18 protein-coding genes, 1 tRNA gene and 2 pseudogenes are annotated in these 24,198 nt (G+C 64.9%); 11 read left to right on the plus strand and 10 right to left on the minus strand.

The window, feature by feature from the left end; all coding sequences use genetic code 11:
- Window positions 1–50: 50 nt before the first annotated feature.
- Complete coding sequence (locus OZ403_RS18030; RefSeq protein ID WP_268784690.1) at window positions 51–593, plus strand: GNAT family N-acetyltransferase; 543 nt, start codon at window positions 51–53, stop codon at window positions 591–593.
- 34 nt (window positions 594–627) lie between these two features.
- Here OZ403_RS18030 and OZ403_RS18035 read toward each other — a convergent pair whose 3' ends face one another.
- From OZ403_RS18035 to OZ403_RS18055, 5 genes are all read right to left on the minus strand, one after another.
- Window positions 628–1,584, minus strand: coding sequence for an asparagine synthetase A (locus OZ403_RS18035; protein ID WP_268784691.1), 957 nt, complete (start codon window positions 1,582–1,584; stop codon window positions 628–630).
- Between the two features lie 213 nt (window positions 1,585–1,797).
- The gene (locus OZ403_RS18040) at window positions 1,798–2,709 is read right to left on the minus strand and encodes a hypothetical protein (RefSeq protein ID WP_140875091.1); all 912 of its coding nucleotides are present in this window, start codon (window positions 2,707–2,709) and stop codon (window positions 1,798–1,800) included.
- Window positions 2,706–4,565: a hypothetical protein gene (locus tag OZ403_RS18045; RefSeq protein WP_268784692.1), complete on the minus strand. Its 1,860-nt coding sequence runs from the start codon at window positions 4,563–4,565 to the stop codon at window positions 2,706–2,708. The genes OZ403_RS18040 and OZ403_RS18045 overlap by 4 nt, the downstream gene beginning before the upstream one ends.
- 638 nt (window positions 4,566–5,203) lie before the next feature.
- On the minus strand, window positions 5,204–6,928 hold the full coding sequence (locus tag OZ403_RS18050) for a B12-binding domain-containing radical SAM protein (RefSeq protein WP_268784693.1): 1,725 nt from the start codon (window positions 6,926–6,928) through the stop codon (window positions 5,204–5,206).
- 161 nt (window positions 6,929–7,089) lie between these two features.
- Complete coding sequence (locus OZ403_RS18055; RefSeq protein WP_268784694.1) at window positions 7,090–8,031, minus strand: class I SAM-dependent methyltransferase; 942 nt, start codon at window positions 8,029–8,031, stop codon at window positions 7,090–7,092.
- Window positions 8,032–8,764: 733 nt separating this feature from the next.
- Between OZ403_RS18055 and OZ403_RS18060 the strand changes: the two genes are divergently transcribed.
- Window positions 8,765–8,905, plus strand: coding sequence for a hypothetical protein (locus OZ403_RS18060; RefSeq protein WP_268784695.1), 141 nt, complete (start codon window positions 8,765–8,767; stop codon window positions 8,903–8,905).
- Between the two features lie 197 nt (window positions 8,906–9,102).
- Here the strand turns inward: OZ403_RS18060 and OZ403_RS39740 are convergent.
- Window positions 9,103–10,691 (minus strand): annotated as a pseudogene (locus tag OZ403_RS39740) (IS3 family transposase).
- Between the two features lie 160 nt (window positions 10,692–10,851).
- On the opposite strand from OZ403_RS39740, the gene OZ403_RS18075 reads away from it, so the two are divergent.
- From OZ403_RS18075 to OZ403_RS18115, 8 genes and pseudogenes are all read left to right on the plus strand, one after another.
- Window positions 10,852–11,406 carry a Mu transposase domain-containing protein gene (locus tag OZ403_RS18075; protein ID WP_140875099.1) on the plus strand — a complete coding sequence of 185 codons (555 nt, stop codon included), beginning with the start codon at window positions 10,852–10,854 and terminating at the stop codon, window positions 11,404–11,406.
- A gap of 46 nt (window positions 11,407–11,452) precedes the next feature.
- On the plus strand, window positions 11,453–12,166 hold the full coding sequence (istB, locus tag OZ403_RS18080) for an IS21-like element helper ATPase IstB (protein ID WP_268784696.1): 714 nt from the start codon (window positions 11,453–11,455) through the stop codon (window positions 12,164–12,166).
- Between the two features lie 877 nt (window positions 12,167–13,043).
- Window positions 13,044–14,546 carry an IS21 family transposase gene (gene istA / locus OZ403_RS18085; RefSeq protein ID WP_268781592.1) on the plus strand — a complete coding sequence of 501 codons (1,503 nt, stop codon included), beginning with the start codon at window positions 13,044–13,046 and terminating at the stop codon, window positions 14,544–14,546.
- Window positions 14,543–15,304: an IS21-like element helper ATPase IstB gene (istB, locus tag OZ403_RS18090; protein ID WP_140876531.1), complete on the plus strand. Its 762-nt coding sequence runs from the start codon at window positions 14,543–14,545 to the stop codon at window positions 15,302–15,304. The genes istA and istB (OZ403_RS18090) overlap by 4 nt, the downstream gene beginning before the upstream one ends.
- A 73-nt stretch (window positions 15,305–15,377) precedes the next feature.
- Complete coding sequence (locus OZ403_RS18095) at window positions 15,378–15,548, plus strand: hypothetical protein (RefSeq protein WP_268784697.1); 171 nt, start codon at window positions 15,378–15,380, stop codon at window positions 15,546–15,548.
- A gap of 48 nt (window positions 15,549–15,596) precedes the next feature.
- A pseudogene (locus OZ403_RS39745) lies at window positions 15,597–16,105 on the plus strand (transposase); the annotation flags it as partial.
- A gap of 44 nt (window positions 16,106–16,149) precedes the next feature.
- Window positions 16,150–16,404 carry a hypothetical protein gene (locus tag OZ403_RS18110; RefSeq protein ID WP_140791477.1) on the plus strand — a complete coding sequence of 85 codons (255 nt, stop codon included), beginning with the start codon at window positions 16,150–16,152 and terminating at the stop codon, window positions 16,402–16,404.
- A 782-nt stretch (window positions 16,405–17,186) separates the two neighbouring features.
- On the plus strand, window positions 17,187–17,732 hold the full coding sequence (locus tag OZ403_RS18115; protein ID WP_268784699.1) for a hypothetical protein: 546 nt from the start codon (window positions 17,187–17,189) through the stop codon (window positions 17,730–17,732).
- A gap of 222 nt (window positions 17,733–17,954) precedes the next feature.
- On the opposite strand, the gene OZ403_RS18120 is transcribed toward OZ403_RS18115, so the two are convergent.
- The 4 genes from OZ403_RS18120 to OZ403_RS18135 form a co-directional block, all read right to left on the minus strand.
- A tRNA-Arg gene (locus tag OZ403_RS18120) sits at window positions 17,955–18,028 on the minus strand.
- A gap of 175 nt (window positions 18,029–18,203) precedes the next feature.
- Complete coding sequence (locus OZ403_RS18125; protein ID WP_140875112.1) at window positions 18,204–19,232, minus strand: fatty acid desaturase family protein; 1,029 nt, start codon at window positions 19,230–19,232, stop codon at window positions 18,204–18,206.
- Window positions 19,233–19,414: 182 nt separating this feature from the next.
- Window positions 19,415–20,071, minus strand: coding sequence for a cell wall protein (locus tag OZ403_RS18130; protein ID WP_140791483.1), 657 nt, complete (start codon window positions 20,069–20,071; stop codon window positions 19,415–19,417).
- Window positions 20,072–20,548: 477 nt separating this feature from the next.
- Window positions 20,549–22,726, minus strand: coding sequence for an ATP-binding protein (locus OZ403_RS18135; protein ID WP_268784700.1), 2,178 nt, complete (start codon window positions 22,724–22,726; stop codon window positions 20,549–20,551).
- Between the two features lie 151 nt (window positions 22,727–22,877).
- On the opposite strand from OZ403_RS18135, the gene OZ403_RS18140 reads away from it, so the two are divergent.
- Window positions 22,878–24,146, plus strand: a complete 1,269-nt coding sequence (locus OZ403_RS18140; protein WP_268784701.1) for a CCA tRNA nucleotidyltransferase — start codon at window positions 22,878–22,880, stop codon at window positions 24,144–24,146.
- Window positions 24,147–24,198 lie beyond the last annotated feature (52 nt).

A 24,198-nucleotide genomic window follows, 5' to 3' on the forward strand; every position in this document is an offset into this window, starting at 1 on the left:
TGTTTCATTCGGTGTGCGCAGCTTGCGAGAGCCCTCTGTTTGGAGAAGACATGTTCCGCCTGCCGGTTGACGAAACACTGGAGTTGGGGCTGCTCGAGCCGTACCACGCCCCAGCGCTTTTTGGTCTGATTGATGAGGGCCGCGACAAGCTGCGCCGCTGGCTCACGTGGGTAGACACTACTCTCACGGTGGAAGACTCCCGCAGGTTCATTCATCATACGCTGGAGCAGTTCTCGCGCTGCACCGCTCTCACCGTTGGTGTCGTATACGATGGGGCGCTCGCGGGAATTTGTGGCTTCCATGCCATTGAGAGGACTCATCGCTCCTCTTCCATTGGGTATTGGCTTGGAAGTCGGTATGAGGGGCAGGGATTGATGACACGTGCGGTGCGTGCACTCACCACATATGCGTTCACCACTCTCGACCTCAATCGGTTGGAGATACGCGTTGCGGTGGAAAACACCCGGTCCCGCGCCATCCCAGAGCGATTGGGCTTTCAGCTTGAGGGTGTTCGCCGTGACGGGGAGCGGTTGTATGACCGCTTCGTGGACTTGGCGGTATACAGCCTCCTTGCTCGTGACTGGAGGGGTTGAGCACCTTGGACGGTGTTTGGCGAAAGAGCGCTCACTAGGGTATCGAGTCGTACCCCTTCAGCCGAGTGATGAGGTGGATGTCCCGGACGTCGTCATGCCTGAGCACCCAGGCCAGGTACCTCTCAAGGCCGAGTCCGAAGCCGGCCGTCCGTAGTGGATACTCGCGCTTCATCCTTAGATACCAGTCGTAATCATTCGGGTCCACTTGGTGCGTTCTGAGCGCAGCCATTGTCTCGGCGTACCCGAGGTGCCGTTCGCCGCAACCCACCACCTCTCCCAATCCAAAGAGCAGATCTGCACAGAGCGCATACTCACCATCCGCCATGACCGCTTGGTAGAATGGCACAACCTGGCTGGGAAGGTGTGTGAGCCAAACAATTCCTCCAAATAATTCCATCAGGCGCTTTTCCCCTGCCGGGGAGATGGTGCAGATCCCCGGCAGGGGCCTGCTGTAGTTAATCGGCTCGTCTCCCAGGAGCTTTCGTGCTTCCTTGAAGGTGACACGCGGAATGTCGCCATTGAGCGCGACCATCCGCTCAAGGTGGGCTACCGAGCCCAACTGGGCTTCCAGCACCTTCCCGTGGGATTGAAGCAGACTTCGCGTGCACCAAGCCACATATCTTCCGACCAGTTCGATAACGTCTTCCAATCCACCCACCAACTCTGCCTCCGAGTGGAAGAACTGGTTGAGATGCCGGTGGTCCGGGTCTTCCCCCCGGAAGGTGGGCATGATGTAGAATACGCCGTGCTGGCCATGCCGGAGCATGTACTCGAGCTGGAACTGCATCGAATCAACCAAGTAAGTGTGCTTGCCAAAGAGCTCGATCTTGACCGGGAGGCTGTCGCTGCCAAGCCCCATTGGGCTGGAAATGGAATTGCTGGTGATAGGCAGGAGGGCCGGCACGAACTGCTGCTGCTGGTAGAAGCGATATGTCGCATAGCAGAAGTCACCCACCAGTTCGCAGATGAGCCGATACCAGGGGTTGTTCAATGCCTCCGAGAAATGGTGCGCTGGATCGGCCCAACTGCGCGGAGGTGAGAGGCGAGGCGCCTTTGAGCGTGGAGGATCCCGCTGGGCCTTGAGTGGTGGGTGATCTTTCTCGTTCGCCATGGTTTCCGCGTCCCTTGGTATTGAACTTAAGTTTTTTGCCATCCCAGTCCTCATGATGCCAACCAGTGGCCGGTATCGACAGAAAAGCCCTGCTCATGTGCAATGTTTCGCCAGCTTCAATTTGCTCGAAGGCCTCAAGCTGTTTTGTATCGGAATTCGAGGGCTGGGATGGAACAGGCCTCTTGATGAGGACGTGAGCTCTGTATGGGGTAAGTCTGATTTTTCTGTACTCCGGTATCTTCTGATGGGTTGGCGGATGACCATGAATTCACAGCCGTAGACCAGGGCAATCGCGAGAACACGAAGGCCGTGCATTGTGACGTCGGGACGGATGTCAAACTTGAAGCCATTGAGTAGGCTCGATGGGGGCACAGTCCCGGCGTGAAGAGTCTCTGCCTGTAGGGAGCCGAACGGCTCCACGACGACTCCGACGAATACATCACCCTCGTCGAGCACTGTCCCATCTACCTGGAGGTGCGCGGCATGATCCTCGAAGAAGACGTCGGGAAGGGGGCACCCCGCTTCGCTCTCACCCACGAGTCCACAACCGGCACAAACCCAGAACGTACGATGGCCGCATCCAAAAATGGTGTTCTCGACCTCCGCGGCGAACAATCGTTCTCCGCAAGCATGCGGGAGACTGGCGACACGCTCGGGCCGCGGTGAACCGATGCCACTCATGTACGGATAGACATAGCCGGCGCGGATGCGGAGGATCTGCACCAAGACCTCGCCATAGCGATGGTCAAGCTTTGCCATCTCGGCACGGAGTGATGCCCGGCGTTGCTCGTCACCGGCATCGTTCAAGGAGAGGACATCTGCAAGTGCGAGTACCGATGCGTCGAGTTCACGGGCGAGAAGTGTGCCTGGCCCAGGAGTGACGATGCCATCGGCAACCGCACTACGGACCACCGCGGCCTGCGCCGTACGGCTGGCGCAGCGCTGCGCCAGCCAGCCGGCACTCTCATTGGCCTCATTGGGCGACTTACCAGACGTGCCCATCATGCGTCTCCTCGCGACATCACCGGAAGGCAAAGGTAACCGGCATGTCCCTGGTGTGAGTACGCTACATAGACCACTTCGCGAGAGTCGCGATTCGTCCCCTTGCGCTCAACGGTGAAGGTCACCTCCCCGGTGCGACTCACCTTGGTATCCGATTCGGAAGCCTTGACCGCCTCGTCTCCGCACCGATAGCTGACCGCAATGCCTTGAACGCGGTGTTCCGTGGGGGGGGACAGCATCACTCGCAAGTGATGCGCCTCGACCGTCAGAGATGCGCCCACATCCTCACCGCCGGTCCCAATGGGATGGTCGGCGAGGACACCGTGGTTTGTACAGGTCATCAACCTACGGGAGTATCCCCAATGCAACAGCGCAGCGTACTCACCGATTATGGTGCGACCTCCACAGACGCTACAATTGGGGCCGGGGCGCTGCTGAAGAAGCTTGTAGTGGGAGAAGAGCGGCTGGGCCAAGTGCGTGTCGTAGACGGGGAGCGTTCCCGCGAGCGTTTGGGCAATTCGAGCATCCAGGGCCAGTCGTTGCCTGCTGGAGGGGAGGCCCAGATTGCGGAGCGCGGTCGCAATCGTGCCGCGCAGTTCGTCCATGAGCACCCGGTGTTTTTCGGAAGGTTCGGGCCCTACGTCGATGGCAAGAAAGAAGTCGGCGATGCTCAAGTAGCTAGTGAGCGCGGGAATGACTTTGGGAGAAGTCACCTCTAAACGTCCAGGTGAAGAACGGGGGAGGGCCTCGGAGCGTGACTCCACGAGGGAGGCGGAATGAGCCTGGTTTGGAGCAAATGGCCTGAAGTCAGGATCGCCAAGGCAAACGTACGCTTTGCATTCTGCGTGGAAGTGTTTGTTTAGGCTCAAGGTGAGCTCGCCAAGACTCGCGCCAGCTCGGAGAAGCCGGGCAGCTTCAAGGCAGGCATCAGGCGTCAGCACGATGTAGCGATAGGCCGCCACCACGCCACGGACATGCTCTCCTCGAAAAAGGGCTTCAGAGAAGCTAAAGCGGGCATCAAAGACTCCGCCCTTCGGTACGATGCCGGAGCAGCTCAACATGACCACAGCGGCGACTCGGAGCGCGCCAGGACCGACGAACTCGGCCCGGGCGTGGGTAGGCTCGCGTAAGCACGCCCCCCCTGTCTGGCAGGGCAAAAAAGTTTCGCCAGGCTGCCCTGGTTCCGGAGCCAGTCCGTCCGCCTGTACGCAAAGCACGCGCTTTCCCACCTTGAAATCCGCGCCGTTGCCGTGTGCCGACAAGACAAGGGCATTCGCACCTTCGGATATCGCATGGATGAAATCATCGGCGCGCGCACTCCCGAAATATGAGCCGGTGCCGTGGGAACTAGATGGAAAGTCGTTGAATGTAAGGACTCCATGAGGGTAGGGCGTCGCTCGAATCTCCAAGGCAATCAAGCGACAGGCCTTGAGCATCGCTTGAGTTGGGTCCTCAGGGACAGGCATGATGCCCGAAGCGACACCATGCTCCCCAGCCCATTGAATGAACTCGTGGCACAGTCGAAGGTCGAGTTCATTCTCTGGAATGAAGAAGAGAAGCGAAGGTGGGAAGTCTTCACCTTCTAGCCAAAAGTCCATGGCTTGCGTCGAATTGTCGAGTATTACAAGCTTGCGGCCGGATGCGGCTGCGTAGGCCCGGGCCGCGATTTCACAAGGCCCCTTGAGCCCCAGGACAACTGCACCCGAGCGTGTTGGACACTCCGGGCGGACGAACATTTCAATAAGACTCGCGTCGACGCCGTAGTTGCGCAAGCGGGCTGAGAGAATGTGTCCGTCCACGTCGCTGGGGAGCTCTAGTACGATTGCACTCTGACCAGCGGATATTTTCAAACCATTCACGAAATCCAGCTCCTTGGATGCCCCAAAAGTGCACCCACGAGGAAGCGCCCTTCATGAAAAGCCTGGTATCTCGATGCCTTGCGTTGAGTTGATTCCAGGCGACAAGGCATACCTTCTAGGTATGTGGAGCAAACTTCGACCTGTCCTTTTGGCGCCCCAGGGTGTGTGTCTGCCTACATCTTGACAGGCTATCGAACCCCGGAAATGATTGTGGGGCAGTCATTCCATTGCTTCGACTTTCAAAGGGAGGCACGATGACGAGTCCAAAGAAGACGGTTGTGAGCGGCGAAGATCTCAAGACCCTGGCGCGAATCCTTGGAGTATCGGTGCCGAAGTCCGGGAAGATGAGCATCACAATGGAGGATTCCAGTGCGAAACAGTTCGCGTCACTGCAGCAAGGGCAAGCAGACGACGAGATTACCCTGCTAGCGCACCGATCTGTTCTGGCCTGTTGGTAGAGGGGGATTGCGGCGATTTAGGCTTATACATCCAGTGGTTGCAGTTCCTGGCCTCCGTCGCGCAAGCGGTCGGAGGCTTTGTTCTTTGGTGGTGGCGAGGTCCCTTGAGCCCAGCGACAGGCTGGACTCGTAGGGTGTGGGTTGGATTGGATGGCCTGAGCCGTGCGGATCAAGGAGGGCTCAAGCAGGGCCAACTGCCTGCGCAGGTCGCACTGCGACGCGTGGAGCGGATTGCTCGGGTTCTCCCATGGGGTCGATGCGCGAGGCGATCTCGTGCGCTTGCTCAAGCCCGGTCTTGACGAAACCGCTTACATCCTCGTAGGAGCGCAGGCGCCCGTCCTGAACGTGCGTATAGAGCTCATTGAAGAAGCGGAAATGATGCTCGGAAAGCTCTCGTCGCGCGTCCGGGCTGATGTTGCGATGATTTCGCGTGAGGTATTCGTATAGAACATAAAGGTGGTCCCGGAATTCAGACATTCCGACAAACAAAAGGCGCGTTGCTGGATGCTCGAAATACGTTTCGGGATCGATCTTGACATCGATGGCGAGGGCCTTCTGGTAGTCCTCATCTGGTAGGTTCCAAGTCGAGGCCCCGTCGGAGTCGACATCGGTGGCAGCGCAGCCGCAGCCTTCCTCCGTCCCAGGCAGCATTACAAGACGGCGAGTGAACACGAAGATGTCGTAGTAGTCGATGAGCTTGATGACATCGACATTGGCCTTGACCTCCTCGGGGGTGCTTTCGGGCACGAAGGTGATGAGACCTGGATTTATTCTGATGTTGTACTTGTTGAGCTCCCCGACAATGCGCTGAAGGCCTTTGATCGTGAAGCCTTTTTTGAAGCGTTTCAATATGTGGTTCGACCCTGACTCGATCCCGACGAAGAGGTATCTGAGGCCCGACTCAGCCAAGATGGGCAAATGCCCGTTTTTCACCAGGGAGAAGACGCTCAGGACGAGGCAATTCGCGTACCAGGTAACGTTTACCTTTCGTTCGATGAGCAACTTGGCGAAGGCAACAGCACGGGCAATCCCGTCAAAGTTCGGGCCCATGAAGTCTTCGTCCACGAAGGTGATGTGCTTGATGCCGTATCGCATCTTGAGGTCTTCGATTTCCGAAACGATCATCTCTGGGGGTTTCCCTCGCCATTTCGGAATATTCGAAATCTTCTGGTACTCAGGAAGGTAGCAGAAGGTGCAAACGCCAAAACCACAACCGCGGCTTGAGTGGAGGCTGAAGGAGAACTCGTTGGCAAGCACTTCCTTCGCGAAGTCACGGGCGAGAGGTTGCACCGTGGCGATGTCTGGAATGCGCGGTGGATTGAGCTTGATCCTTCCTTCAGCCCCCTGGCTCATGAGCGCGCTGTTTGAGCGGTATGCTACGCCTGGCACCGTCGTTGGATCCTCCTTCGCGAGGATCTTCTTGCACGCGGCTGGCAGGGCGTCGTCGGACTCACCTACGACAACGTAATCAATCTCGGGGTTGCGTGAGAGTAATTGTCCGTAGACAAGCGTCGCGTAATTTCCGCCCGTGATGATGACCGATTTGGGGTTCCGCGCGCGGATGGCCCTCATGATATCGATCACTGGAAAGTAGCTTGAGTGGAAGATGCTGAAGCAGTAGATCTCCGCATCCCAACGAAGGATCTCTTCGATCAGCGCATCCTTGTTCATGTTGCCAAGCAGGCCGTCAAGGACAGCGACCTCAAGGCCTTGTGCGCGCAGTGCCGCGGCTATCTGGATGCAATTCACTGGCTCTGCGCAGAAGGTGTGATAGAAATGGCTTCGGAGATAGGTGGGCGCCAGAGTTTGAAGATATGTCGGACCTTTGTCTTCGTATGTGAATCCGCCGGTCTGCGAACCCTCGATCTGGTTGACCACCAGAACCTGGACCTTCTTTTCGGTCACGGGTCACCTCCTCATTGATGTTGCTTGTCAGGGCTATGCGTGGACTGTGCAATTGATCGTACTTGCGCGATTCTTGAGCGTCAAGAATCGCCGATTTCCTGTCAGGCATGGATTTGTGCGCCGTGTCAGCAGCGGGCTGTCCATGGCCTGTGGAACATTGACTACGGGTGAAGGGCGGCTGCCTCGACAAGGTAGTAGTTAAGGAAGCCAAACCGAAGACGTTCGTGAGCGGACACATTGGCCTCCACGCTCTGGAGGATTGGAATGTCATCCGGTCGGAGATCCAGCCGCGGAAAATTGCGGTAGCGCTCTCCGCCCTGGCAGATCAGCAGTTCGCGAAGTCGGGCATAGAAGGCGTCGAGCTCGGGGTCGCCCTCAATATAATACTCAGCCCTACTCAGGAAGAGGTGGCAGCCATCACTTCTCAGTAGCCTTCGCCCGCTTTTCACCGCCAAGCTCGGCACCGAGACGGGAAAGTGCTCTTCTTCGTAGAGTCGGCCCGCCCGGCGCGCCCATTCGATGAAAGATCTGAAGATGGGAGACTCTAGGTTGGGTAACCCGATCAGGACCCATTGCCTGGAGAACTGGCAGTGGATTTCGAACACCTCCTCTTGCGCCGCCCCGTCGAAGTGCTCGAGGACGCCAATGCTGAACACAAGGTCAGCAGGGCCGATCTGGTGCTTGAACTCCGGCGACAGGAAGTCAGCCAGCAAGAAGGATGGTGTGTTCGACAAACATAAGCTTTCCGCTGCCTCGCGCGCGAGCATCAGTGCAGAAGGAGCGCAGTCCACTCCCACGCATTTCCATCCTCCGGCGGCGAGTTGGGTGAGCAGTGTGGCGGAACCACACCCCAGCTCCAACGCTGTTGGCATCCTGAGCGTCTCGCGCCCGGTGGCGACCAACTCCGCGCTCACTCGCGCAAGCGACTGCCATTTTGTAGGTTGCCAGTCCCGGTAGTTTGCCCCCGGACGCTCTTTGATGTAGCCACGGAAGCTTGCAAGTTCCTTGCTCCAATACGCCTCTTCCAGTGGTTGAAGGGGGGCATTCAAGACAGGCCCAGGATGAGTCTGACTAGGAGAGGTTGAGTTCTCGTTCACTGCCATGGACACCTAGCCTTCGTCATGCTCGGAAGTGTACAGCACAGAACTCAAACTCCAGTCATCTCACTGGTTGTGAGTGTTGTCAAGGTATGGACTCGTTTGGACTGCCTTCTCTTGCTGCTTCGTCAAGGTAGTTTGATCTGCGGAGGCGTTTGGCGTAGTCATGGGGTTCGGCGCTGATTCGTGCGGTCATCGTTTAAGCGGCTAAGACACTGCCACGCCATGGTAGAGATCCTGGTTCGAGACCGGGTGACCGCTTGCTGAGGGATGTGGGCGTAGATCCAACGCCAAGTCTATTGCCGGTGATTGCTGAGCGCCGTTCCTGAATGCGCTTGGGTGCTTCAGTGGCCACGAGCGGTACCCAGCTGAGGGCTACCGCTGAGGTTGGCTGAGTTGCAGGCGTGATAGGTAGTCGCGAAACCAGCCGGCGAGCTGTGCGAGAGGCGTTGCCGCACTGAGTCGCTGCTCTGTCCACGTCCGTTCGTCGACGATGCGAGTGGCCAGGTTGCGCAGTTGCCGATTCAGGCCTGTTACCATTACACAATGAGGTTGCAGTCAGGACTGTAGGGCGGCAGGGTACAATGCACGCTCTTGTCGCTCCAGCGCCCCAGGATTTCTGGTTGTGTCCCTGTAAATGTATAGATAGCGAGGAGGGACGAGCCGGAAAAGGGAGGCTCCTTGACGAAACCAACCAAGACGGTCCCTCTGCGGTGAGTAGTCCAAGGAATTCCTCGCCATGGACGAGAAAGCCTTTGGGTTGCCCCCGCATGAGGCTGGGCGCGCCGATGTGCGTGCCCTTTTCCAGGAGGCTCTCCGCATGAAGCTAAAGATGCTGCTGGAGGAGGTGGAACCGGTGAGCGTCAAGGTAGTTGCGTGATGCCTGGAGGAACTCATGCACCCGTAGGGTGAGAGTCCCGAAGCGGCAACAGGTCGAAACCGCATCGCTGGGGTTGCTCCGACAGGGGAGACCCCTCCGGTGAAGGCCACTGACAAAGCCCCGTTTCAGCGGGGTGAGCGCGTGCGCGGGTCGTAACGATGCCGGTGAGCGTCAAGGTAGATGTCGCGTGAAAGGGTTCAACCGATGCGCTTCAACTCCTGCACTGCTGGGGTGAGGTTCGGAGAGGGGCCGAGGCGGACGGGGCCCGCGGGCGTCCAGTCGCGCGTGTCGCGGCTCCACCGCTCGGGGTGACGGGCTTTGGCGCGTTGGTACACCTGGTGCCGTCGGGCCAGCAGCGCGCCCTCGCGGCCGAAGTGCCTGTCCTCGGGCGTGACGAAGCGGATGGCGCAGTGGCGGTGCTCGGTGTTGTACCAGGCCACGAAGCGCGTCACCCAGGCACGCGCGTCCTCGACGGACGCGAAGGGGCGCTGAGGGAAGCTGGGGCGGTACTTCAGCGTGCGAAAAAGGGCCTCGGAGAAGGGGTTGTCGTCCGAGACGCGGGGCCGACTGAAGGACGGGGTGACGCCCAGCCACTGCAAGGTGGCCAGCAGCGTAGCGCCCTTCATCGGGCCGCCGTTGTCCGAGTGCAGCACCAGCCCCTCGGGGCAGCCAGCCTCCTGCCAGGAGCGGCGGATGAGGGCCGCGGCGTGCTCGGACGACTCCTCTTCGTGCACCGCGAAGCCCATGCTGCGCCGGCTGAAGACGTCCACCACGAGGTACAGGTAGAGGAAGCTGCCCTTCACCGGGCCGCGCAGGTAGGTGATATCCCAACTCCAGACTTGGTTCGGCCCGGTGGCGGTGTGCTCGGCCCGAGGCCTGGGCACAGGGGCCTTGGCGCGGCCGCGGTGGGCCAGCTGCCCTGCCTCGCGCAGCACCCGGTAGAAGCTCGCCTCGCTGGCGACGTACTCGCCCCTGTCGGCCAGCCTGGGGACAATCTGCTTGGGCGAGGCGTCCCGGAACTCCTCGCTGTTGGCCACCGCCAGGATGCGGCGTCGCTCCACCTCGGACAGCCGGTTGGCCGGCCGGGTATGCGGGCCACACCGCCGGTCCTCAGCCGTCGCTGGCTTCCTCCAGCGCTGAATGGTGCGCGGAACGACTCCGAGCCGCGAGCAGATGGCCTCCAGCCGCACGCCCTTCTCCAGCGCCTCGTCGACGAGCGCGAGCGTCATTTCTCGCACGTCTCGTCCGCTGCGCCGTCCTCGTCGCCCGAGTCCTTCTCGTCCCAACCCATCGCCTGAAGTTTTTTTTCGAGCACCAGCAGTGCGGCCGCCTCAGCCAGCGCCTTCTCCTTGCGGCGCAGCTCTCGCTCGAGCTCCTTCACTCGCTTCTCCGAGACGGCCAGCCGCCGACGCTGGCCGGCCGTCAGGGCCCCGGACGGCGCCTCCTTCGTGCCCTGAGAGAGGGCTCCAGCGGCAGCCGCCCGCCACTCTGCCAGGTGCCCCTCGTGTAGCCCCTCTCGGCGCAGCAGCGCTCCCAATGCCTCGCCCGCCAGTCCATGTGCCTCCGCCAGCACGCGCAACTTCTCCTCGGGCGTCCACTTCTTGGGGCCGACGGGCTTCTCCTCGGGCGGGGGCGTCATGGCCGCCAACTTATTCGCCTCCCGCAACCACTGCGACAGCGTCGGCTGCGAGACTCCCACCTGGCGGGCCAACGCCGCGGCACTCACCGCGCCGGGGCCCACCATTCGCTTCACCATCTGCGCCTTGAATGCATCCGTGTACGGCACTGCGTTCTGCCTGCTCTCGCCCCCAGGGCGTCGTCAGCTCGGCACGTCAGCCGAGGCGACATCTTCCCTGACACAGGGGGATGCGTGAACGCCCAGTCGAGGCCCCGTCAATTGATACCTCCGGGGGCTGAGCCGTCACAACTACGCCTATGGTGAGCGCGTGGTGCACCTGGACGGGCACGTCGAGGTGGACGGCGCGTACTACTCGGTGCCCCCGGGACACATCGGCCGCAAGCTGCACGTGCAGTGGGACTGCCTCCACGTCCGCCTGCTGCTGCCCGCCTCGGGGCAACTGCTCCGGGAGCACACCCGGGCCCCTCGCGGCCACCACCGCACCCGCGAGGAGGACAGTCCTTCCCACGCGCCGCGCACCACCGTGCAACTGCTCGAGCACGCCGCCAGGGCTGGACGGGGCGTCGCCGCCCTCTGTGCCGAGATGCACCGTCGAGAAGGTGAGGCGGGCACTCGCCGCATCCTGGGCGTGCTGTCCCTCGCGAAGAAGCACGGCGCTGCTGCCCTGGACGACGCCTGCCAGGTGGCTCTCGAGGTGGGCGTCCCCACCTGCCGCTTCGTCCGCCGCTACCTCGAAAGACGCACTCCCACTCCCGTCACCTTGCGCCAGGTCGCCCCGCTCATCCGCGAGCTCACCCACTACCGCGACGTCATCGCCCGCCTCACTCAACCCACCCCTCACCCAGGAGACCCCGAGACATGAATTTCGTCGAAATCACCCGGCCCTCACCACCCTGCGCCTGTCAGGCATGGCCCAGGCCGTCGAGGCCCGCATCCTCCAGGCGCAAGCCGAGAAGCTCACTCCGCTCGACTTCCTCTCCGCCCTCGTCAACGACGAGTTGACTCGCAGAAGCGACAGCTTCATCCAACGCCGCCTCAAGCAGGGCGCCTTCCGCGACGCGGGCAAGACGCTCGACGGCTTCGACTTCGACTTCAACAAGAAGATGAATCGCCGCCTCGTCTTCGAGTTGGCCACCGGCGGCTTCGTGGAGCGGCGCGAGGACGCGCTCTTCCTCGGCTCTCCAGGCACCGGCAAGAGTCACATCGCTCAGGCCCTCGGCCGTGCCGTCATCCAGTCCCCGGGTCACCGCGTCCTCTACCGCGAGGCGCACCACCTGCTCGAGGAGCTCGCCGAATCCAGCCTCGAGGGCACTCGACGCCAGACGCTCGATGCGCTCACCAGCGCTCCATTGTTCATCATCGATGACCTCGGCATGCGCAAGCTGCCGGCCACCGCCGCCGAGGACCTGCTCGAGCTCATTATGCGCCGCTACGAGAAGGCCTCCACCCTCATCACCTCCAACCGGCCAGTGGAGGACTGGGGGAAGCTCCTGGGCGACAACGCCGCCGTGGCCGCCATGCTCGACCGTCTGCTGCACCATGCCCACGTCGTCCAATTCGGTCCCCGCAGCTGGCGCACCAAGGGGGCCATGGAGTTGCGGACCTCCGAGTCCGCGGGGTAGGAGTCCTCGTGTCTCGGTCCTCTCCCATTGGCCGGTTTTGAAGGGCCCCTCTTTGGCCGGTTTTCCCGTGACCATTGAGGCCTACGGCCGCGGCGTGGCGACGGGGCTGTCCATCCGCCACGACAATGGTGTTGATGGTCACCAGGAAGCGCGGATTTCTGGTCATGGACGGCGAGAAGTTCGAGAGCTCTGCTGCCAGGGGCAGCGCTGGGTGCCGCCGAAAAGTTGAGGAGAGGAGCGCGAGCCGGTGGAGTCCGGGGCTGCGCGCGTCCTGAAAAGTCAGAAGGCCCACCAGCGACACCTGGAGGGCCTTCCTGGGGGCGCGCCCTGGTGTGCGAGAGGGGCGAGCCGGTGAGGGAGGGGTAGCGCACTCCGCGGCGCGGCGCCAGAAGTCGGCGCGCACGGGAAGGTGTGCGTGGAGTCATTGCGTCTGGTGGTGTGCGGGCGGCCGGAGTGCCGGAGGCTGTTTCAGCTGTGCAGCCGGTGCGACAGGGGGCAGCGCTACTGCGAGCGCAGGTGCGGGGTGCTGGCGCGTGCGGAGTCGGTGCGCGCGGCCGGGCGGCGATACCAGCGCACCCGAGACGGACGGCATGCGCACGCCGAGCGCCAGGCCGCGTACCGAGGACGGCGGCGGAAAGTGACGCATCAGTCTCCCCCGCCAGGGGCCTTGGAGGTGACGGTGCCGCCCGCGCCGGCCCAGGCCACCACGCAGGTGTCCGCGGAGCCGAGCGCAGCGAGGCCACCTGCGTATGCACCACCGTCCATTCCGGCTTGCACGTCCTGCGGACGCGCCAATCCATTCCTCCGTCACACCACCCTGGCGCGCACCCGAATGGGCCCGCGCTGGCGGCGCTGCCCACCCTGAGGAGGTGGGAGGATGATTGGCCTCGAGGTACGCGCCCGGATTCGCCAGTTGCACTACGCGGAAGGCTGGCCGGTGGGCACCATCGCCACGCAGTTGGGGCTGCACCACGACACCGTGGAGGCGGCCCTGGAGGACGTGCCGGTAGCCAGTGCTGACAGAACGGCGAAGCCCACGGTGCTGGGCCCGTACACGGACTTCATTGACGTCACCCTCAAGGCCCACCCGCGCCTGAGGGCCACGCGCCTCTTCCACATGGTGAAGGCCCGTGGCTACCTGGGCGGCTATGAGCAGGTGAAGCGCTACGTGCGGCGGGTGCGTCCGGGGCCCCAGGCCGAGGCCTTCTTGCGCCGCAATACCCTGCTGGGCGAAGAGGCCCAGGTGGACTGGGGCAGCTTCGGCAAGGTGCGGGTGGGGCGGGCCACCCGGACGCTCTCCTGCTTCGTCCTGGTGCTGGGCCACTCGCGCGCCATGTACGCGCGCTTCTTCCTGGGCCAAACCATGGAGTGCTTCCTCCAGGGCCACGTCCAAGCCTTCGAAGCGCTGGGCGGCGTGCCTCGCAACCTCCTCTACGACAACCTGAAGTCCGTCGTGCTGCAGAGGGCCGGAGACATCATTCACTTCCACCCGCGCATATTGGAAGCCGCCGGCCACTACCACTTCGTCCCCAAGCCCTGCGCCCCCTACCGCGGCAATGAGAAGGGAAAGGTGGAGCGCACCATCCGCTACCTGCGCGACTCCTTCTTCTCTGCGCGCACCTTCCACGGCCTCGACGACGTCAACCGCCAACTGCAGCGCTGGGTGGAGGAGGTGGCCCACCAGCGCCGGGTGCCCGGCGACGCCTCGGGCCGCACGGTGGCGCAGGCCTTGGAAGCCGAGCGCCCCCTGCTGCTGCCGCTGCCCGCGCACCCGCTGCCCACCGACGTGGTGCGCCCCGCCGCCTCCGGCAAGACGCCCTACGTGCGCTTCGACGGCAACGACTACTCCATTCCCGAGGGCCTGGTGCGCCGGCCCCTCACGCTGGTGGCCTCGTCCACCACGGTGCGCCTCCTCGACGGCGCCGTGGAAGTCGCCTCGCACGTGCGCAGCTGGGACAAGGGCGCCGTCGTCGAGGATGCCAGCCACCTGGCTGCCCTGGCCAGGCGCAAGGCCCACGCCCACGAGCTGCGTGGCAGGGACTTGCTGCGCGCACGCTGCCCGCACGCCGAGCAACTCCTCCAGGCGCTCACCAGCCGCGGCGACAACCTCGGCAACCACACCGTGAAGCTGCTGGCGCTGGCCGACAGGTACGGCTCCGCCGAAACCGACGCCGCCATCGCCGAGACGCTCGCTCGCGGCGCACTCGGCCCCGCCGCCGTTGCCCACGTCCTCGACCAACGCAGCCGCAAAAGGGGCGCCCCTCCGCCGCTGCCCCTGGTGCTGCCGGATGACCCGCGCGTGCGCGAGCAACGCGTCCCCCAGCACTCCCTCAACCCCTACGACGCCCTCCTCGGGCGCGACACGGAGCAAGTGTCATGAGCCCCTTGAAGGAACGCCTCAACACCCTGGGCCTGCATCACACCAGTGCCGCGCTCGATGACCTCATTGCCCTGGCCACCAAACGCAGGTGGGGCCCCACCGAGTTGCTGGAAGCCATCACCGAGGAAGAGACGAAGGACAGAGCCCGGCGCAGCGTGGAGCGGCGCCTGTCGCGCAGCAAGCTCGGCGCGCTCAGGACGATGGCCGACTTCGACTGGGGCTGGCCCAAGCGCATCGACAGGACGGCCGTCGAGGGCGCCCTGGCGCTGGACTTCATGGCCCGCCCCGCCAACGTCGTCCTCGTCGCGCCCCAGGGACTGGGCAAGACGATGATTGCTCAGAATATCGCCTACAACGCCGTGCAGGCTGGGCACTCCGTCCTCTTCACCACCGCCTCCCAGTTGCTGCTCGACTTGGGAAGCCAGGACTCCGCTCGCGCTCTCGACAGGCGCCTGAAGCACTACTGCACTCAGGCGGGGTTGCTCGTCATCGACGAGATTGGCTACCTCTCCTACGACGCCAGGAACGCCGACCTCCTCTTCCAGGTGGTGTCGCGCAGGTATGAGAAGAAGCCGATTGTCCTGACGACCAACCTCCCATTCTCCGAGTGGACCACCATCTTCCCCAACGCCGCATGCGCCATCGCCCTCATTGACCGCGTCATCCACCACGCGAGCATCATCAGCATCGAGGGCGACAGCTACCGCAGGCGTATGGCCGAGGAATCACGCGCGGAGCGCAAGGCAAGGAAGAGCTGAGCGTCCCCGCGACTCACCGATGCCCACCGGCCTCGCTCTGCGCCCCGCAATCGGAGCGCAGCGCGGGGCCGTCTTGCGTTGCCTCGACTCGATACCTGCGCTCGCCGATGACCCGATTTCCGCGCTCCGCGATGACCGCGTCGATGACCAGAATCCCGCGCTCTTTGATGACCGCCAACACAATGGCAATCAGTACACCTCCGACGCCTTCCAGGACGAGCTTCGCTTCCTGGGCGCCAGGTGAGCGTCACCCGCTTCCGTGGACACCCCCGATGTGATGGAAGGGTGTTCGATGTCGGAGCGCGAGAAGAAGAGGCGGCAGCGACGTAGCTTCACCCCGGAGTTCAGGTCCGGAGCGGTGAAGTTGGTGCTTGAGGAGGGCAAGTCCGTCGCGGAGGTGGCGAGGGACTTGGACCTGACAGAGACGGCCTTCCGCCGGTGGGTGGAGCAGGCCCGAACGGACCGGGGCGAGGGCAAGCCGGGTGCCCTCACCAGCGAGGAGCGGGCGGAACTCTCCCAGCTGCGCAAACACGTGCGGCAGCTGGAAATGGAGAAGGAGCTACTAAAAAACGCGGCGGCCTTCTTCGCGAAGGAGATGAAGTGAAGTTCCGCTTCATCCACGTGGAGAAGGCCTCCCTGTCAGTCGCATTCCTGTGCCGCCAGTTGGGCGTCTCCCGCTCCGGCTACTACGCCTGGGCGAAGCGGCCCGAGTCCCAGCGCCGACAGCGCGACCGCGAGCTGTCCGTGGAAGTGGCGGCCATTCACCAGCAAAGCCGAGGTACCTACGGCAGCCTGCGTATTCCGGTGATGGTGAGCACCTCAAGCGGGTGACGCGGGGCCGGTCGATGTCAACGCCCCTGGCGCCGGCATATGAGTCCCCCTGGGAGCGCCTCACCGCCGCCGCCCTGGCTTACGCCGATGCCAGCGACGACGAGGAGGAGTTCGCCAAGGCCCGGGACAGGCTGCGCAAGGCGGCTATGGCCTACGCGCGCACCGCTCCGGCGCACCCGATGCCGCCCGCGCCATTTGCACCTCGGGTGCGCAAGGCGCGCACGCCGGGACAGCTTGAGTTGTGGCCAGGCCAGGCGGAGCGGCCGTAAGTCAACCGCAACCGCCTGGCACACGCGTTCATCGGAGAGCAGGCCAAGGGCACGACAGCCGTTGGCTGCTAAGGCTTAGCAGCACCAGCAACTCGTTTCGTTGCGGCAACAGCCGGCCGTGCAGTAGCAGTCCTGCGCCCCGTTTCTGGCTGAGCAACTCTTCCCGGGAGGCGGGGGAGGCGGGCGCGCCGAAGTCGAGTCCCCAGAGGCGTCGACGGCAGGGTTGGCGGCCATCGACAGCAGTTCCTCGCCTTCTTGCGACTCTGGCGCGAAGGTCGCCGCAGCGTCCTCACCCGAGACAAAGCGGTCGATGGGCGTACCGTCGTTGAGGGACGCATTCCCACAGCCGACCATCACAGCAAACGCCACCGACAACAGCAGTGTGCGACCGACACTCATATTCCCCTCCCTGATTGAGTGCAGATGAGTCCGGGCCAATCCGCGAGGCTCGTCCGCAGACAACGGTGAAACGTCGTGGCGCACGTCCCTTGTGGGAATTCGCCCTCGTACTCCGGGGAGGGGTGGTGAGCGTCACCCGCTTCCGTGGCTCTCCCGCACTTCGTGTGGTTCCCCTCGGAGGAATGGGCAGATGCGGCAGACGGCCAGCAGGGCGAATACACCCAGGGAATGGAAACGCTGTACTCCCTTCCTGGCTGTCGCGTGGAGCGGGTGATGCTCAGTATTGGCGCGGCGAGGCAGCGTGCCGCGCTCGCGGAGTCGCAAGGCGGCCGCGCGAGTACGTTGGGGGCGTTGACGGGCGTGCGAGTCATGTCGCCCACCTTGTGGCGGGTGACGAGTACCGCCAGGGTGTCACCGCGCCGGGCCCGGACGATTTCGCTCTCCGGACGGCGGACGAAGTGTTCCAGCTCCGTGACGTGCCAGCCAGTCCCGGCAAGCACAGTGAGCATGTCGCGCAGTTCTTCGGTGAGGATGCCTGCGACGACGGTCACGGACTCGCATGGCACCGCATTCCGCTTCTTCCGCTTCGCTGGCACGGCCAGGGGCACGGGCAGGTCCAGCGTCGGGTCGTCCTTGCTGGTGAGCAGGTGGCGCTCTTTGCGGAGCCAGCCGAAGAAGCCCTTGAGCGCAATGATGCGGTGCGGACGTCCCACGCGACGCCGGTCGAGAGCTGGCTTGATGTGGTCTCGCAGGGTGACCTGGCGCAGGTCTTTGCCGCTGAGGTCCTCTATCCAGTCAGCGAGGCGCGAGGCCATCTCGTTCGCATGCTTCCGGGTGTCGCCCTTGGCGAGCTGGAATGCATGGTACTCGCCGACCAGTTCGGCGGTCATGGAGAGGGGGCTTCGCTGGCCTCGCCCTCGGGGGCATAGCCGAGTGGGTCTGCCTCGAACCGATCGAGCTGCTTCATGGCAAGGCGGAGGTTGTGGCACCGCGTCGAGACATGGAACCGCTGCCCGCGAACGCGACGCTCGATGATGAAGAGGGGCTGTCCATCCTGCTGCTTGTGGACATAGCCGCCTGGCCAACGCTGCTTGCTGCTCACCGGCACCTCGGCCACAAAGGTGCCACAACGGAGGCCGACATGAATGCAGTGACCCCGACAGGAATCGAACCTGTGGCCTGCGGTTTAGGAAACCGCCGCTCTATCCAACTGAGCTACGGGGTCGTGCTCTCAAGTCACTGCACTTTCTGGAGGAGGCCCGCCAGAAAGGTCCATCCATGCTACCCAACGCGGGGGCGCATGCACAACGACGTGCGTTATAGCAGGCGGCCCGGCGCGCGCAACGCGCCAGCATCACCGTTTCCATCCTGCCGCCCCCTAGGGGCCCTGCCGGGCGCCCTCAGCGTGACGCGGGAACGTCCCGGAACCGGACCATGCGGCCCCGCTCTCCGTCCCAGACGTTGAGTCGCAGACAGGCCAGCACGTCCCTGGGGTGCAGGGTGGTGGTGCGCGGGTTCTGCAACTCGGGGATGGCGGCCATGGCCTCCGGCAGCCGGTAGAAGGGGATGCGCGGGTTGAGGTGGTGGACGTGGTGGTAGCCGATGTTGCCGGTGAACCACGCCATGACGGGGCCGCAGGCCAGGTAGCTCGAAGCCTCCAGGGCCGCGCTCGCGTGCGTCCAATCCTGGTCCTCGCGCAGCGCGACGTCCGGGAAGTTGTGCTGGGAGAAGAAGAGGTACGCCCCCAGCGCGTAGCCGATGGACAGCGGCAGCACCATCGCCGTGAGGTACACGCCCAGGCCCCCGAAGTGGAACACCGCCACGCTGATGGCCACGTGGAGGAGCACGGCGAAGCCCGCGCTCCAGTAGCGCAGCGGGTGCTTCACGAACGGCACGAAGCACAGCCCACCCAGGAACGCGAGCGGGTACGCGAAGATCATCACGAGCGGATGCCGCTCCACCACGTAGGCCAGCCGCTCCAGCGCCGTGGCCTCACCCCACTGCCGCGCCGTCCACGTGGTGAACGTCCCTGACGCGGAGGCAGCCAGCCGCGCCGTGTTCGCATGGTGGTGGTTGTGCGTCTCGCTCCAGACGCGCGGCGGCGTGAGCAGCAGCACCGCGTGGGTGTGGAACAGGGCCTTTCCGAGCCGCGAGCCCGACAGCAGCGAACCGTGCAGGTAGTCGTGGACCAGGATGAAGGAGCGGATCAGCACCAGCGCTTGCACCACGCTTCCCACGACGCGCAGGGGCCACCAGGAGGGAAGGGTGGCGAGCGCGATGGCGCTCAGCAGGGCCACGAAGGTGGTGCCCACTTCCCACCAACTCCGCCGCGTGTCCTGTGCGGCGAAGGGCCGCGTGCGGGCGATGAGGTTCCGCTCGGCGTCTCGGGAGAGTGAGGTGAAGGCGCTGCTGCGGGTCGCGGAGTCCATTCGGAGGTCCAGGGCTGGCACGGCGGCGGCTGCCGCCGATTCGAGTCCCTGGAACCATGCCCGCCCACTGTCATGCGCCCGTCATGGGCGGTGCTATTGGCAGACACTACTCACGGATGCTGTGATGCGTCGGAGGCCGCGCTGCCCCGTCGGGCCCATGGGGCTCGACGGGGCACGGCACGTCACGAGCGATGCTTGTTGGCCCGGAACTCGCTGGCCCACTGCTCGACGATGGATGCCACCTGCTCGCGCTCGGAGCGCTGCGCGGTCGGAATCACCAAGGCCTGGGCCAGCTGCTGAAGGACCGGCGGGCTGTCGCCACTGGGCGTCGGGACCACGGGGCTGGCGCCCTTCTTGCGGACCCAGACGCGGGGCCCCTCGCTGGGACGCACGGGCTCCGGGGTGACGGCGATCTCCGGCGCCTCCGAAGACTCGCGGCGCTTCCGGCCCAGGATGACGTCCGGAATGCTGTTCGGTGCGGCTTCTTCCGTCCACGCGTGGTGCAGGCGGCCGGACGCCACCATGAGGCGCCGCTTCTGGTAGTGGGCCGCGCAGTAGCCCAGGCTGCGCACCGGCCGCTTGCAACCGATGACGGCGCAGGCCCGGGCTTCCGGGGCGGCTTCTTCCTCGGCGGTGTCGTCGGGCCCTGCATCCAGGGTCGCGAGCGATGACGCCAGGGCGTCCAGGGCCGCGTTCGGCAGCTCACGCCGCGGCTGGCGGCGGGGGGCGCTGGGGGACAGGCTCTCCGCGATGCGCAGAAGCGTGTCCGTCAGCGGCGACAGTTGCCCGGCGAGTTCCTCGGCCAGCACGGTGCGGAACGCGCGTTCCAGCGGCGGCAAGGATGACGCGGGAACGCGAGTGATTCGCGTGGATTGATGAGAAGGGGCGGAACGAAGGCTACGGGGTCTTGGCATGTGGATGAGTGCCTGTGGTCGCTGCCGGTTGCTTCAGGGGACCGTGGAGCGGACGGCCGTTGCGTTAGCACACCTGAGGCCGACCGCCCAGGACAGCCTGTCAAAGGGCTCGTGAGTGGATGTTTCGCGGCGATGACCCAAGCGGTGCGTCCCCATGTCAACACGGCCCACGTCCATTCAATCCCGAGCCGCACCCGCACCTTCCCAGGTATGTCGGAATCCTACCTGTCAAGTGGTCGGCACGACATAGCTTCCAGGGAGCACGCTTCTTCCTCGGCTGAAACAGACTACTGCGGAAGGATGCGCGTGTCGTGCAACTTCACTGAGAGGATTTGCCCGTGCGAAACATCTCGACGGTCGCGGTGTCCGTGGTTGCGCACCTACTGCCCCTGACGTGACGTCTCAGCGCTCCACGTGGGAGGCACCCTGCGTGGATTTGCTTTCCGACTGGCGGCATCGCGATTCGGCCGCGCGAGCGTTCGCGGCCTCGTAGCCGCGACCCGCGGCTTCGAGCAACGCCGCCGCGCGAGCGTAGTGTCCGGCGGCCTGTCCCTTGGGCAGCAACTGTTCGTCCGCGTGCGCGGCGGCGAGCAGGAAGGGCAGGGCGCGGTCCTCCTGCCCCGCTTCCATCCAGTGGTGGGCCAGGATGATGGCGGGCGCGCCATCCCGTTCGAAGACGCGTGCAAGCCGGCCGTGCAGGAAGCGGGCGGCGGAGTCGGACACGCTGGCGTGGACCGCTTCCAGGACCAGGTCGTGGGTGAAGCGCTCCGCCACGAGGAGCTGCGCGGACTCCAGCTCGGACAGCGCCGCGTGCAGCTCCGCCACGCTGACCTGGAGCGCCTCGGGCGCCAATGCGGCTCGGAAGTGGAGGTCCGCTCGCGCCGCCAGCTGCGCCGTGAGCCGGGCCAGGGGTGTGAGGCGCTCCAGACGGCGTTGGATGAGCGGCCCCACTCGGCCCGGAGGTGGGAGCCGGCGCGGCCAGTCCCGGTGGAGAGCGTCCGTTTCGATGAGGTGCTTCAACGTCTCCACGATGTACAGCGGGTTGCCCCCCGTGTAGCGCGTCAGCGCCTCGGCGTGAGGTTCCGCGCCCGGAAGCTCCAGGCCCGCGAGCAGTTGCCGGACCTCTTCGAGCGCGAGCGGTCCCACCTCGATGATTCGCGCGAGCCCCGTGTCCACGAGCTTGCGCACGTTGGCTTCGGAGTAGGGCGGGAGCTCTCCCTTGCGGTAGCAGTCGATGAAGGCGGGCGCGCGGGCCGGCGCTTCGTACTTCCGCTCCATCAGCCGGGCCAGCGAGTACATGAACAGCTTTGCGCTGGCCTGGTCCCAGTATTGGACGTCGTCGACGACGATGACCTGGTCACCTTCGTGCAGCAGGGTCATCGCCTCCGAGTGGGCCTCGTAGAAGCGCAGCTCGTCGGCCTCGGAGGCGAGCGGTGGCAGGGCGGTCCCATTGCCCAGCTCTGGCACGATGCGCGACAGCTCCGTCCGGACCCAGTCCGGCATCACGATGCCGGGCCGCCGGGCCAGGTGGGCTCGGACCGCGCGCGTCTGGGAGGCATAGGGCACCTCCTGGTCACCCGGGCGTGCTTCGAGCCGGAACCACGTCCCCACGGACGCGGCGAACTCCTCGGCGAGCCGTGTCTTTCCGCTGCCCGCGTCTCCCGCCACGAAGAGCAGCTGCCCCGCCTCCAGACCTTCCTGGAGCTGGCGCAGGGCGTGCTGCCTGCCCGCGAGGACGGGCGGGCGCATCACGCTCATGGGCAGCGGTGCTCGGGTGGGCTGGGGGGAGGCGGTCCACGCCGCATCCTTTTCGATGTTGCGCACCAGGGTGAGCGTCTCCGGCATGGGAGAGACGCCCAGGTCGTGTGACAGCGTGCTGCGCAGCCGCTCGAAGGCCGCGAGCGCCGCGCCCCGGTCACCCCGGAGGTAGTGCAGGCGGATGAGGTGGCGGCCGGCCTGTTCGGACTCCGGCTCATGCTGCACCCAGGCCTGGGCCAGGGCCAGCGCGGTGGGCCAGTCCCGCGCGTCCATGCGGTGTTGGACTTCGGCCTCTCGGGCGTTGCGCACCCATCCCTCCACGGCGGCACGGGCTCCATCCAGCCACCGCGACAGCTCGTCGCAGTCGTCGAAGCTCACCCCCGTCAGCAGGCCGACGCCGGTGCCCTGCAGCAGCGCTTGGAGGACATCGGGGGATAGGGGCTTGCCCGCGGCGCACTTCAGCCTGGCGAGGTCCAGCGTGACGTCTGGTGACAGGCCCAGTCGGTGGGAGTCCCCATCCACCAGGTCCGTGCCGCCGCAGCTCAGCCGGAGCCGGCGCAGCAGTTGGCGCATGTTGTTGCGCACGGAGGCGGGTGGTGAGTCCGGCCACAGCAGGTGGGACACGGCGGCCTTCGACGCGGGGCCCTCCATGCCCAGGTAGGCCAGGAGGGTGGCGGCTCGGCGGTCCATCCTCACGCGCTGCCCGTCGGGACCCTCCAGGTGGGCATGGCCCAGGACCCGAGCGCTCCATCCCGGCAGCTTCACCTGCGCCACTCCGTCATGAGACTCCGCTTCCGGCCAGTTCGACCCCATATCGAACATACGGAACGGTACCGGAAACAGGTCTTTGGATTAGTGGTTTTATTTGAATTAACTGTTAGGGCCCACGCCGTCTCGGGGCTTGGAACGCGGGAGTCTGGCCGGTACAACGCGCCCCTGGGCCCGCGGGCATGTCGTCCTGGCCCCGGCTGTCATGATCGCGAACCTCCACAACGCCGACATCCCCCAGCCCGTGCTGGACGTCATCGCGCGGCTGCGCGAACTGGGCCACGCCGTCTACCTGGTGGGTGGCTGCGTCCGGGACATGGTGCGCCTGGTCCACCCCAAGGATTTCGACGTGGCCACCAGCGCGCTGCCGCAAGAAGTCCAGGGCGCCTTCCGCAAGGTCATCCCCACGGGCATCCAGCACGGCACCGTCACCGTCCTCCAGAATGGCACGCACGTGGAGGTGACGACGTTCCGCTCGGAGGGGGATTACCTCGACGGCCGCCGGCCCAGCTCGGTGGCCTTCGAGCGCGACATCGTCAAGGACCTGTCCCGGCGCGACTTCACCATCAACGCGATGGCCTACAACCCGCTGGACCGCGAGTTGGTGGACCCGTTCGGCGGACAATCGGACCTCCGGGCGCAGCTCATCCGCTGCGTGGGCTCCGCGCAGGAGCGCTTCTCCGAGGACGGCCTGCGCCCCTTGCGCGCCGTACGCTTCGCCGCGGTGCTCGGCTTCGCGCTCGATGCCGCCACCCGCGACGCCATCCCCGCCACGCTCGGCGTCTTCCGCAAGGTCGCGCTGGAGCGGGTGCGTGAGGAACTGGTGAAGCTGCTCCTGTCACCCCGGGCGGAGAGCGGCCTGCGGTTGCTCGCGGACACCGGGCTTCTGGACGTGTTCCTTCCGGAGCTGGCGCGCGCGGAAGCCTCGGCCGCCGCGTCCGTCCGGGCCGCGGTGCAGGCCTCGCCGCTGGAGGTGGAGGTCCGCGTCGCGGTGCTGCTGGCCGATCTGGTGGACCGCGCCCAGGCGCGCGACGTCGGCCTGCGGCTGAAGTTCCCCAACAAGGTGGCGGACCTGGTGGCGCTGCTCGTCGAACACGCGAAGGCGGAGACTCGGGTGGGGGAGCCGGACGCCGCGCTTCGCCGGCTCCTGGCTCGCCTGGGCCCGCCGCAGCTTCCGCTGTGGGCAGCGGTCGTTCGCGCCCGGGTCGGCGTCCGCCAGCCGGACGCGCTCCCAGCGGTGGAGGCGCTCATTGCCCGCGTGGAGGCGCTCGCCGCCGCGAAGCCGCCGTTGACGGCGAAGGACCTGGCGCTGACGGGAGGCGACATCATGGCCGCCCTGGGCGTGGGGCCTTCTCCCATCGTGGGCGAGGCCACCCGGTTCCTCGTCGAGTCCGTCCTGGATGATCCAGGCCTGAACACGGCCGACGCCTTGCGGCAGCGGTTGCAGGCGTGGCAGGCGCAGGCTGCTCGCTGAGCCGGCGGGCTGCGCGGGGTGAAGGGGGTCGGGAAAGGGCGCCCTCCGCGTC

The sequence above is a fragment of the Myxococcus sp. NMCA1 genome, from assembly GCF_026810205.1.
GTDB lineage: Bacteria > Myxococcota > Myxococcia > Myxococcales > Myxococcaceae > Myxococcus > Myxococcus xanthus_A.